Here is a 12325-nt window from a genome sequence, read left to right on the forward strand (position 1 = left end):
ATGCCTCTGCAACAGGGACGAAATGGTCAACGTGCAGGCTGTGAGCAGCCTGCCGGCCGTCGCCGGCCCGCCGAGCGGAGGGACAGACATGTTGCTGCGAGTTCGGGTCACCCTGCCGGACCGTCCGGGCACCCTCGGCCAGGTCGCCCGCACGTTGGGTGTCTCCGGCGCGGACATCGTCCAGGTGGTGGTCCTCGAACGTCTCGGCGGGCGCGCGGTGGACGACTTCACTGTCGTGTGGCCGGGCGCGGCACGGGTCGAGCGTCTGCTGGCCGGCCTCGCGGCGATTCCCGGCGTACGGGTGGACGGCGTGTGGCGGGCGATCGGTGCGCCCACCACCACCGGCCAGGACGCGGAGCTGCTGGCGCAGGTCGCGGCCAACCCGGCCGACGGGCTGGCGACCCTGGTCGACGCGGTGCCGGGGCTGCTGGCGGCCGACTGGGCGGTCGCCGCGGTGGTCCCGGTGGACTGGGCGTCGCGCACCGGGGGCGGTGGCGCCACCGTGGGCCACGCGAGCTGGCGTGCTCCCGTACCCGTGCGGTTGCCCGAGGTGACCCCGCTGCGCGGCCGCTCGATGACCACGCCCGACGGCACCCACCACGCGATCGCCCCGTTCGGCCGGGCCGGGCTGGTGCTGGTGGTGGCCCGTGAGCATAGCGACACCCTCTGCGCGGCGGGTTTCCACAGCACGGAGGTCGACCGGCTAACCCAGCTCGTCCGGGCCAGCGCGGTGATTCTCGGCGACCGACTGGACCTGGTCGGCGCACCACCTGTCGTCGCCGGCCCCTGAGGCGCCACCCCTCGACCGGGCGGCCCGCGGGGACCGGACTTGTTGATCTAGTCTCGTCGGGATGGACATCTCCACTGATGGATATCGCGCGGAGACCGCCGCGGCCGGCCGGGTCCCGTCCGGTGCGCAGCAGGGCGACGAGGCCGACGCCAAGCTGCCGCACCCGCCGGCTGACGCGCCGGTGCCCGGGCTGCGGCCGGGGATCCAGATGGCACCCACCTACGCGGACTTCGGCACCGACCCGCCCCGCCTCGGCAACGTCGGGATCACCGGCCGGCACCGGTCCTCGGCGGCCGACGACCACCTGGAGATCAACGCCGGCGGGTCGGTCGAGTTCGAGTTCGACGTACCCGACCCGGCCGTGGTCCGGGAGGCATGCGTCACCCTGGTGGCGCTCGCGTCGATGCTGGGCGGGGGCCCCGGGCACGCCCCGCTCACCATTGCCCTCAACGGCCGGCTGCTGGCCGATGAGCTCCGCATCCCGAACGGTGGTGGGCTTCCGCAACGGCTGGTCTTCGCGGTCCCGGCCGTGGAGTTGCTGGCCGGCCGGAACACGATGCGGATCGCGAGCGGTGCCGACGCCCGGAGCACGCTGTGGCTCTACCGGGTCACTGTCGACCCGATGTACGCGCACGACCAGGCGGGCCTGGCCCTCGTCCGGCAGGCGATCGCCGCGCCGGTGCTGCGGTACGCGAGCGACGCCGGCGAGATCACCATCTTCGTCGATCGGGGCGAGCAGTCCGTCCTCGACCAGGTGGCATGGGCCGACACGTCCGGCGCCGAGTACGCGATCACGTTCGAGAAGCGACAGCGGGCCTTCTACGGCTGGCGGCGGCAGCCGGGTGGAGAGCCGACGGAGTTCCGCGGCCGGCTCACCGAGCGCGGCACCGTCGCCAGGGAGGCGTGGCGCTTCGAGACCGAGGAGGGCTGGGCCGGTGGCTGGCACCGCTCGGGTGACCTGCTCCTCGCGGTGGAGGTACGCGGCTGCCCGGTCACCAGGTTGGCCTGGCGGGATCTGCGTGGCAACAACGGCACGATCGCCTTCGGCGGCGCTGGGTTCCTGGGCACCTACCAGCGGGTCGGCGAGGGCCCCATCGGCTACCGCGGCCGTTTCGCGTAGCGGCCGATCCGGTGACCCTCCCGGCGGGGTCATGCTCCCGAGCGCAACCCGTCACCGCCGGGCAATCGGGCGGCAACAGCGCAGGACGAGGGTGGTACCCGGGGAAGGGAGCCAACCATGACGTTGTGGCGGATCCGAGCGACCGTGGACGACCGGCCGGGTTACCTGTCGGTGCTCACCGCGAGTCTCGCGCTGCGCGGGGTCAACATCCTCACCGTGCAGGTGCAGCCCACCGAGCTGGGCGCGGTGGACGACTTCCTGGTCGACGCGCCGGACGCGCTCGACGAGGCCGAGCTGGTCGCGGCCGTCGAGCGGGGTCGTGGCCGGGACTGCTGGGTGGCGCGCAGCGAGGCGCGCGGCCTGGCCGACCAGCCGACCCGGGTCCTCGGGCTGGCCAACCGGCTGGTACGGGACCCGGACGCGACGGGCGAGGCACTGCGGACCCTGCTGGCTGCCGACGACGTCAGCTGGCGGCCGGCGTCGGTAGGCGTCGACCGGGGGATCATCGGCACGAGCATGTCGCTGGCGGACCCGGCGGGTGGCTCCTTCGCGCTGCACCGGGCCGCGCCCGCGTTCACCCCGGCGGAGTACGCCCGGGCGCAGGCCCTGGTCGAGCTGGCCGCCACAGTGGTCCGTCGGGCCGCCGAGCAGGTCACGCTGGTGCTGCCCGACGGTGTCGAGGTGGCCGTGCGCCCGGCCTGCGCCGACGACCTGCCCGGCGTACGGGAGCTGCACGAGGGGTGTTCGACGCGCAGCCGGCAGCGGCGCTACCTGGGCGGGGCGGCGCTGCCGCGGCCGGACCGACTGCGCCGGTTGCTGGAGCCGAGTCGCGGGCTGACCCTGGTCGCGGTGGCCGCCGGCTCCGACGGCGCGGCCGAGTCGGTGGTCGCCATGGCGAACCTGCTCGGCGAGGGCGACGAGGCCGAGGTGGCGCTGCTGGTGCGCGACGACTGGCAGCGGCGCGGGCTCGGCGCGGCGTTGCTGCGCCGGCTGGTTCAGCACGCCGACGGGGCGGGCTACGCGGCGTTGATCCTGCACGTCCAGGCCGAGAACGCCCCGATGCTGCGTACCCTGCGCCGGCTGGGCCGACCCAGCTCGACCGAGCGTGAGGGCGCGCTGCTCACCCTGACCGTCCCGCTCACCGCACAGCGCAAGGGCACCGTGTTGTCGCCCGGCGCATGACAGGGGACCTCTCTCGACGGCGCGTCAACGCGTGGAGGGTTGGCGGCGACCGGACAGGCAGAACCGGTTGCCCTCCGGGTCGGCGAGGACCACGTACGGCGGTTCGGTGGGGTGGGGGTCCGTGGGGTAGTGCCGCCAGTCCACCCGCTGGGCGCCGAGCGCGAGCAACCGGTCGAGCTCCTCGTCGAGGCTGCGCTCGCCGGCGTCCAGGTCCATGTGGAGCCGGGGAAACTCCTGCACCGGGCTCTCGCTGAGGTCCATCGCGACGGCCATGCCCGGAGCACCTGGCGGCGGCTCCAGCACGATCCACTCGTCACCGTCGAATCGGGGCGCCCGGCGGCGGTAGCCGAGCGCCGCGGCCCAGAACCTCGCTGCCCGCTCGGGGTCGGACACGCCCAGAGAGAGCTGTTCGATCATCGCCATCTCGCGACGGTACGCCGCCGGTCCCCGGTCAGACGCGCCGGGCGTCGACAGGGGACCCGCACGGCCTCAGGTGGCGGGGTAGCTGTTGTAGTCGGGGAAGTTGCCGTAGAGGCGACCGGCGCCGCCGACGGTGACCGCCTGCACCAGCAGGTCGCCGCCCACGAACGCGCCCTTCCAGGACGCGCCGCGGCCGCCGAACGGCTCGTCCCGGTCACCACGGGAGCGCGGCTTGTTGATGCCCACCTTGAACGCCTGGAGGTCCACCGCGAGCTTGCCGGCCTCGTCGGTGTCGTCGCAGGCCAGCGACGCGACGAGCGCGCCGTTGGAGGCGTTCATGGCGGCCAGCAGCTCGTCGGTGGTGTCCACCACGACGATCGTGTCGACCGGGCCGAACGGCTCGGCGTGCATCAGCCGGGACCGGCCGGGCGGGGCGAGCAGCACCGACGGCGCCACGTACGCGGAGGTGTCCTGCCCGGGTAGGAACGGCGCACCTGTCAACTTGCCCCGGTGCAGCGGCACCGCCCCGCCGCGGACCGCCTCGTCGACAGTGCGGCGCAGCTCGTCGGCCTTCGCGGCGCTGATCAGCGGCCCGAAGTCCAGCTCGGGCAGCGGGTCGCCGGCCGTCCAGTCGTCCCCGACGGCCAGCGGGTGACCGAACCGGACCGAACGCACGACCGGCAGGTACATGTCGAGGAACTCGTCGACCAGGTCGCGCTGCACCACGAACCGGGGGTACGCGGTGCAGCGCTGCTTGCCGTACTCGAAGCCCTTCTTCAGGTGCGCGGCGAGCAGGTCCCACTGGGAGAAGTTCCAGATGCCCCAGGCGTTGAGGCCCTCCTGCTCGATGAAGTGCCGCTTGTCGCTGTCGAGCAGCGCGGCGGCCACCTTGCCGCCGTTGGAGCGACCGCCGACGAACGCCACCGCACCGATCTCGGGTGCCCGGACGAGCACCTCGGACAGTTCCTCGCCGCCGCCGGAGACGAGGGTGGCGGGCAGCCCGGCGCGACGCATCAGCGCGTGCGCGACGGTCAGGCAGACCGCGCCGCCCTGGGACGGGGTCTTGGCGATGACCGCGTTGCCGGCCAGCAGTTGGACCAGTTCGGCGTGCACGAGGACGCTCATCGGGTAGTTCCAGGAGGCGATGTTGCTGACCGGGCCGTCCAGTGGCTCGCGGCCGTCGGCGAGCATCCGGTCGATCTTGGCCACGTACCACCGGACGCCGTCGAGTGCCCGGTCCACGTCGGCGCAGGCGAGCCGCCACGGCTTGCCGATCTCCCAGACGAGCAGGAGCGCGAGCAGGTCACGGTGGGCGGTGAGGGCGTCCAGGGCGTCGCAGACCCGGGCCTTGCGGTCGTCCAGCGGGGTACGCGCCCAGGCCCGGTGCGCGGTGGCGGCGTGCGCGACCGCGGCGCGGGCGGTGTCGGCGTCGAGTCGGGACAGGTTGATGACGACGTTGTTGTCGACCGGGGTGCGGACCGGCGCGGGGTGGCCGACCGCCCGCCAGTCGCCTTCGACGAGGTTGTGCAACGTGGTGACGCCGTCCAGCTCGGCGCCGAACGCCTCCGGGGTGGCGGCGACCGCCCGGGCGAGGACGTCGGACCAGGCAGTCCCGTCGGCGAGTCGTAGTGCCATCGCGTTCTCCTCAGGGTTGACCGGGGAGCGGCGGCGTCGACGGCACCGCTGATGGTCGGTACTGTCCCGCGCGCGGTAGTCGGTCAGCAACCGTACGTTTGTCTGGCTGGCTGCCGGTCAACCGAAGCCACTCGGTTTTCGACTCGCGACGAAGGGCCCTGACCAGCGGCTACCTCACACCATTCATTGACGCATATCGATGGTGTGAGGTTGTTGGCTTTGTTACCCGTCAGTACGGAAGGCGGGTCGGGGGACCTCCGACGTCACGGAGCGCGAGGCATGCGAAACGCCCACGACCGGCCCCGGAGCGATGTCCGGAACCGGTCGTGGGCGTTCGTCGGTCAGCTGGTGAAGGTGATCCGGTCGCGTCGGCGACGCATCATCAGCAGGGCGCCGCCGCCGATCAGGGCGACACCGCCGAGGGCGATGCTGGTGACGGCCACGCCGGTGAGCGGGAGGCTGCCCCCGTTGTCGCCGCCGCCCGCGCCCCCCGGGGTCGAGGCTGACCCGCCGGGCGCCGCCGACTCCGACGGCGATACCGAGCCCGTCGGCGTCGACGTGACCGGAGTGGTCGGCGTCGGCGAGTCGGTGGTCGGCGTCGACGTCGGCGACTCCGTGACCGGCGTGCTCGGGGTCGGCGTCGTCGGGGCCGGCGTGGTCGGGGTCGGCGACGCGGTGGCCCCGGTGCCGGCGCACGTGTGGCTGAGGTTGAACTTGTCGCCCTCGCCGCTGACCAGGGCGCTGCCGCCGGTCAACGTCCATCCCGCCGGGGTGAAGAGGTAGGCGTGCTTCACCTGCTTGTCGCCACCACCGTTGGCGGACAGGAAGTCGGTGTACGGATCCGTGGGGTTCGGCACGGTCACCGTCACCGAGACGCCCGAGGTGTCCTTGAAGGTCAAGGTCAGGCTCTGGAAGTCACCGGCGCGCTTGGTGGGCAGCACGAAGTGCCAGCCGTCCTGGTTGGTGGGTCGCGTGCCGAACTTGGGGTCCTGGCACTCCTGCTGGAACGTCCCCGCGGTGGCGCCGGCGTGGGCGGGGTTGAGGGGGACGATGCTCGATGCCCAGGCCGGGGAGGCGATGGCGAGAACGGCCGTGACGGTGGCCGTGCGGACGGCCGCGCGCGTCAGGCGCCGACGCAGTGGCATGAGGAATCCTCCGGGATTGGTCGAGGGGGCCGCCCATGATCCCATGTGAGGGGCCTGCTGACGGCATCGGCCAACCGGTCTGAGCTGGGACGACGTCTCGGACGGGAAGTGCCTTCCGGGTCGACCTTCCGGGCCGGCGTGCGCGTGTCGCCGTAACGGTCCCGAGTGCTGCGGCGCTGGCGCGCAACCCGGGCTTCCCATTCGACGACGTGCACATTACATTGTCGTTTATCCATGGGAGCGCTTCCACGGCTGTTCATGGTCACACCGCCACCCCGCTGTCGCCGGTGGCCGTGCCGCCCCCACGCCGTCCCGCGTCGGTGCGACCGCCGGCGGCGCCTCCGAACAGGAGCCCTTCATGCGCCACCTGACCCGGCCGTCCACCGGCCACCCCGGCCGGTCGCCGGTCGCCGACCAGCCCTGGCCCCGGCGGTTGCTGACCGCCGGCGTGGCCCTGCTCACCGGGCTGTCCCTCGCGGTCACCGCGCCGCCGGCCGGGCCCGCGTCCGCCGCGCCGGCCTTCAACTACGCCGAGGCGTTGCAGAAGTCGCTGCTCTTCTACGAGGCGCAGCAGTCGGGCACGCTGCCGGACTGGAACCGGGTCTCCTGGCGTGGCGACTCCGCGCTCACCGACGGGGCCGCCGCCGGGCTGGACCTCACCGGCGGCTGGTACGACGCCGGCGACCACGTCAAGTTCGGCTTCCCGATGGCGTTCAGCGCCACCATGCTGGCGTGGGGCGCGGTGGAGTACCGCAGCGGCTACACGGCCTCCGGCCAACTGCCGCACCTGCTCAACAACCTGCGCTTCGTCAACGACTACTTCATCAAGGCGCACCCGTCGGCCAACGTCCTCTACGGGCAGGTCGGCAAGGGCGACGACGACCACAAGTGGTGGGGCCCGGCCGAGGTGCTGCCGATGGCGCGGCCCGCGTACAAGATCGATGCGAGCTGTGGCGGCGCGGACCTCGCGGGGGAGACGGCGGCCGCGATGGCCGCCTCCTCGATGGTGTTCCGACCCACCGACGCGACCTACGCGGACAAGCTGCTCACCCACGCGAAGCAGCTCTACACCTTCGCCGACACGGTGCGGAAGTCCTACAGCGAGTGCATCACCGACGCCGCCTCGTTCTACAAGTCGTGGAGCGGCTGGCAGGACGAGCTGGTGTGGGGCGCCATCTGGCTCTACCGGGCCACCGGGGACGCCAGCTACCTGGCCAAGGCCGAGAGTGAGTACGACAAGCTCGGCACCGAGCCGCAGTCCACCACGCGTTCCTACAAGTGGACCATCGCCTGGGACAACAAGCAGTTCGGCGCGTACGTGCTGCTGGCCAACCTGACCGGCAAGCAGAAGTACGTCGACGACGCCAACCGCTGGCTGGACTACTGGACCGTCGGGGTGAACGGACAGCGGGTGCCGTACTCGCCCGGTGGGATGGCGGTGCTCGACTCCTGGGGCGCGCTGCGCTACGCGGCCAACACCTCCTTCGCCGCGCTGGTCTACAGCGACAAGACCCCCGACACGACCCGCAAGGCGCGCTACCACGACTTCGCCGTCCGGCAGATCAACTACGCGCTCGGCGACAACCCGCGCAACTCCAGCTACGTCATCGGGTTCGGCGCCAACGCACCGAAGAACCCGCACCACCGCACCGCGCACGGTTCCTGGTGGGACAGTCAGACCGTGCCCGTCGAGACCCGGCACACCCTCTACGGCGCGCTGGTCGGCGGCCCGTCCTCGGCCAACGACGCGTACACCGACAGCCGGTCCGACTACGTGATGAACGAGGTCGCCACCGACTACAACGCCGGCTTCACCTCGGCGCTGGTCCGGCTGACCTCCGAGTACGGCGGCAGCCCGCTGGCCAACTTCCCGGTCGCCGAGACGCCCGACATGGACGAGATGACCGTGGAGACCACGGTGATGCAGGCCGAACCCCGGGCCACCGGGCTCAAGGCGATCATCTACAACAAGTCGGCGTTCCCGGCCCGGGCCCTGACCAACGGCAAGTTCCGGTACTACTTCCGGCCCGACGGCACCGGCGCCGTGCAGGTCACCTCCGGCTACACCCAGGGCTGCCCGTCGCCGACCACTGCCAAGCAGTTCAGCGGCGACATCTGGTACGTCGAGGTGGACTGCACCGGCTACACCATCGCCCCGGCCGGGCAGTCGCAGCACCGGATGGAGGTCCAGTTCAAGATCGGCGTGCCGGAGGGCGGCACCTGGGACCCGACGAACGACCCGTCGTACCAGGCGACCGCCGGGCCCAACCGCAAGGTTCCGCTCTACGCCGGCGGGGTGCGGGTCTGGGGCGAGGAGCCCGGACCGGCCACCCCGGACACCACCGCGCCCACAGCGCCCGGCACGCCCGTCGCGTCCGCCGTCACGTCCAGCGGGCTCACGCTGACCTGGACCGCGTCCACCGACACCGGCGGCAGCGGGTTGGCCGGCTACGAGGTGACCCGTACCTCGACCGGCGTCGACCCGGTCGTGACGGCCTCGACGGGGGCCACCCTGGCCGTGACCGGGCTGGCGCCCGAGCGGACGTACCAGTTCACCGTGCGGGCGCTCGACGGCGCCGGCAACCGCTCGGCGGCATCGGCCGCGCTCAGCGTCACCACGCCTGCCGGCCCGGCGCCGGACACCACGGCGCCGACCGCACCCGGTACGCCCACCGCCTCCGCGATCGGGTCGACCGGCCTGACCCTGGCCTGGGGGCCGTCCACCGACGCGGTGGGCGTCACCGCCTACCGCGTCTACCGGGGCGGGAACGTTCTGGTCGGCTCGACCACCGGCACCACGCTGGCGGTGACCGGGCTGACCGCCTCCACCACGTACACGTTCACTGTGGTGGCGGTGGACGCGGCCGGCAACGTCTCGCCCGCGTCGCCAGGCGTCACGGTCACCACCACGACCCCGCCTGCCGGCGGCGGCTGCGCGGTGACCTGGACGGCGAACAACTGGGACACCGGGTTCACCGCGAACATCACGATCGCCAACACCGGCACCACGGCGATCAACGGCTGGACGCTCGCGTTCACGTTCGGAAGCAGCGGGCAGAAGATCGGGCAGGCCTGGTCGGCGAACGTGACCCAGACCGGCACCGCGGTGACCGCGTCGAACCTGGCCTACAACGGGACACTGGCGCCGGGCGCCTCGACGAGCTTCGGCTTCAACGGCACCCACACCGGCAGCACCACCAGGCCGGCCGCCTTCACCCTGAACGGTGCCGCCTGCACCATCTCCTGACTCATCGACGCGGCGTGGCGTGGCCGGTACCGCGCAGGGCGACCGGCAACGCCACGCCGCAAGGCCAAAACATTTCCGAAACTTTTCCGTAAACTCCGTTGCCCGGACCGACCCGTGGTTAGCATCGACTCCGTTAGATATCCCAACCAAGACGTCCGGTCGTCCCGCCTCGACGGCCCGGGTGCAGGCCATTAAGGAGGCCGAGATGGCAATAAGCTCATCCGATCATCGCGGCGGGACCCGGCGACGGCGATCACCCGCCGTCCGAGCGCTGCTCGCCGGCGCGTTCAGCGTCGTGACCGTGGCCGCTGTCGCGGTGATGATGCCGTCGGCGAATGCCGCCGCGTCCACGCTCGGCGCGGCCGCCGCGCAGTCGGGCCGGTACTTCGGCACCGCCATCGCGGCGGGCCGGCTGGGCGACTCGACATACAGCACGATCGCGGCGCGTGAGTTCAACATGATCACCGCCGAGAACGAGATGAAGCCGGACGCGACCGAGCCCCAGCGGGGCCAGTTCAACTTCAACTCCGGTGACCAGATCTACAACTGGGCGACCCAGCGTGGCCTGAAGGTTCGTGGGCACACCCTGGCCTGGCACGCGCAGCAGCCGGGGTGGATGCAGAGCCTGAACGGCAGCAGCCTGCGTCAGGCGATGATCGACCACATCAACGGCGTGATGGGCCACTACCGGGGCAAGCTCGCCGCCTGGGACGTGGTGAACGAGGCGTTCAACGAGGACGGCAGCCGCCGCTCGTCCAACCTCCAGGGCACCGGCAACGACTGGATCGAGGTGGCGTTCCGCACCGCGCGGGCGGCCGACCCGTCGGTCAAGCTCTGCTACAACGACTACAACATCGAGAACTGGTCGTACGGCAAGACGCAGGGCGTCTACCGCATGATCCAGGACTTCAAGTCCCGTGGCGTGCCCATCGACTGCGTCGGGTTGCAGACCCACTTCACCGGCGGCAGCTCGCTGCCGAGCAACTTCCAGACCACGCTGTCCAGCTTCGCCGCGCTCGGGGTGGACGTGGCGCTGACCGAGGTCGACGTCACCAACTCCTCCACCACCCAGTACGCCGGGCTGACCCAGGCGTGCCTGAACGTGCCGCGCTGCATCGGCATCACCGTCTGGGGCGTACGCGACAGCGACTCGTGGCGCTCGAACGAGAGCCCGCTGCTCTTCGACGGCGGTGGCAACAAGAAGGCCGCCTACAACTCCGTCCTCAACGCGCTCAACGCGGCACCCCCGACCTCGAGCCCGACCGCGACTCCGACGGTGAGCCCGACGGTGACCCCGACCACGACCCCGCCGCCGAGCGGCGGCGCGGGCCGGATCGTCGGCGTGCAGTCGGGCCGGTGCATCGACGTGCCGAACTCCACGCAGACCAACGGCACCCGGGTCCAGCTCTACGACTGCCACAGTCAGTCGAACCAGCAGTGGACGTACACCTCCGGCAAGCAGTTGCGGGTCTACGGCAGCAAGTGCCTCGACGCGAACGGCGCGGGCACCGCCAACGGCACCGGAATCATCATCTGGGACTGCAACAGCGGGGCCAACCAGCAGTGGAACATCAACTCCAACGGCACCATCAGCGGCGTGCAGTCCGGCAGGTGCCTGGACGTCTGGGGCACCGGCAACGGCCAGCAGGTCCAGTTGTACGACTGCCACGGGCAGACCAACCAGCAGTGGCGGACCGACTTCGGTGGCGGCACCACGCCGACCACGCCGCCGCCGACCACGACGCCGCCGCCGACCACGCCTGCGCCGGGCGGCTGCGCGCTCCCGTCGACCTACCGGTGGTCGTCGACGGGCGCGCTGGCGAACCCGCAGAACGGCTGGGTCTCGGTCAAGGACTTCACCAACGTTGTCTACAACGGCAAGCACCTGGTCTACGCATCCAACGTCAACAGCAGCGGCCAGTACGGCTCGATGAACTTCAGCACGTTCACCAACTGGTCCGACATGGCCTCGGCCAGCCAGACCGGAATGAGCCAGGGCACTGTGGCGCCCACGCTGCTGTACTTCGCCCCGAAGAACATCTGGGTGCTGGCGTACCAGTGGGGTCCGACCTCGTTCAGCTACAAGACGTCGAGCGACCCGACGAACGCCAACGGCTGGTCCTCGGCGCAGACGCTGTCCACCGCCACCCTGTCGGACGCCCCGTACGGGGTGATCGACCAGACCCTCATCGGCGACGACCAGAACATGTACCTGTTCTTCGCCGGGGACAACGGCAAGATCTACCGGTCGAGCATGCCGCTGGGGAACTTCCCGGGCAGCTTCGGCTCGAACTACACGACGGTCATGACCGACTCGACGAACAATCTGTTCGAGGGCGTCGAGGTCTACAAGGTGCAGGGCCAGAACCAGTACCTCATGATCGTCGAGGCGATCGGGAGCCAGGGACGCTACTTCCGGTCGTTCACGTCCACCAGCCTGAGCGGCTCGTGGACCCCGCAGGCCGCCAGCGAGAGCAACCCCTTCGCCGGCAAGGCCAACAGCGGCGCGACGTGGACCAACGACATCAGCCACGGTGACCTGGTCCGCAACAACCCCGACCAGACCAAGACCGTCGACGCCTGCAACCTGCAGATGCTGTACCAGGGCAAGAACCCCAGTGCGGGAGGCGACTACAACCTGCTGCCGTGGCGGCCGGGTGTCCTGACCCTTCAGCGCTAGGCCCACTGCGCAGAACCGAAGCGCGCCCGGCACCGTGTGGTGCCGGGCGCGCTTTTCGGTGGACAGCGCCGGGCGGGCGGGCGGACGGCGGCGACCCGGGGCAAGC

The 12325-nt window shown here is 71.4% G+C and carries 8 protein-coding genes; 5 read left to right on the forward strand and 3 right to left on the reverse strand.

Translation table 11 applies throughout. From position 1 onward, the window contains the following. Positions 1-88 precede the first annotated feature (88 nt). The 3 genes from B0E54_RS02395 to B0E54_RS02405 all read left to right on the forward strand — a co-directional run bounded on the left by B0E54_RS02395 (position 89) and on the right by B0E54_RS02405 (position 3092). Positions 89-790 (forward strand): amino acid-binding protein, encoded by a 702-nt coding sequence (locus tag B0E54_RS02395; protein ID WP_234581576.1) that lies wholly within the window; start codon positions 89-91, stop codon positions 788-790. A gap of 61 nt (positions 791-851) precedes the next feature. Further along, on the forward strand, positions 852-1910 hold the full coding sequence (locus B0E54_RS02400; protein WP_234581577.1) for a hypothetical protein: 1059 nt from the start codon (positions 852-854) through the stop codon (positions 1908-1910). Between the two features lie 117 nt (positions 1911-2027). After that, a complete protein-coding gene (locus B0E54_RS02405) occupies positions 2028-3092 on the forward strand; it encodes a GNAT family N-acetyltransferase (RefSeq protein ID WP_234581578.1) in 1065 nt (354 codons plus the stop codon). A gap of 24 nt (positions 3093-3116) precedes the next feature. Here the strand turns inward: B0E54_RS02405 and B0E54_RS02410 are convergent, their stop codons facing one another. The 3 genes from B0E54_RS02410 to B0E54_RS02420 form a co-directional block, all read right to left on the reverse strand. Beyond that, positions 3117-3515: a VOC family protein gene (locus tag B0E54_RS02410; protein ID WP_234581579.1), complete on the reverse strand. Its 399-nt coding sequence runs from the start codon at positions 3513-3515 to the stop codon at positions 3117-3119. Between the two features lie 66 nt (positions 3516-3581). After that, complete coding sequence (locus tag B0E54_RS02415; protein WP_234581580.1) at positions 3582-5147, reverse strand: aldehyde dehydrogenase family protein; 1566 nt, start codon at positions 5145-5147, stop codon at positions 3582-3584. 341 nt (positions 5148-5488) lie between these two features. Beyond that, on the reverse strand, positions 5489-6292 hold the full coding sequence (locus tag B0E54_RS02420; protein WP_234581581.1) for an LPXTG cell wall anchor domain-containing protein: 804 nt from the start codon (positions 6290-6292) through the stop codon (positions 5489-5491). A gap of 358 nt (positions 6293-6650) precedes the next feature. On the opposite strand from B0E54_RS02420, the gene B0E54_RS02425 reads away from it, so the two are divergent. Together B0E54_RS02425 and B0E54_RS02430 are read left to right on the forward strand one after the other, a co-directional pair. Beyond that, positions 6651-9539, forward strand: coding sequence for a glycoside hydrolase family 9 protein (locus B0E54_RS02425; protein ID WP_234581582.1), 2889 nt, complete (start codon positions 6651-6653; stop codon positions 9537-9539). Between the two features lie 205 nt (positions 9540-9744). After that, on the forward strand, positions 9745-12219 hold the full coding sequence (locus B0E54_RS02430; RefSeq protein ID WP_234581583.1) for a non-reducing end alpha-L-arabinofuranosidase family hydrolase: 2475 nt from the start codon (positions 9745-9747) through the stop codon (positions 12217-12219). The last annotated feature ends 106 nt before the right edge of the window (positions 12220-12325 follow it).

The sequence above is a fragment of the Micromonospora sp. MH99 genome, from assembly GCF_021442385.1.
GTDB lineage: Bacteria > Actinomycetota > Actinomycetes > Mycobacteriales > Micromonosporaceae > Micromonospora.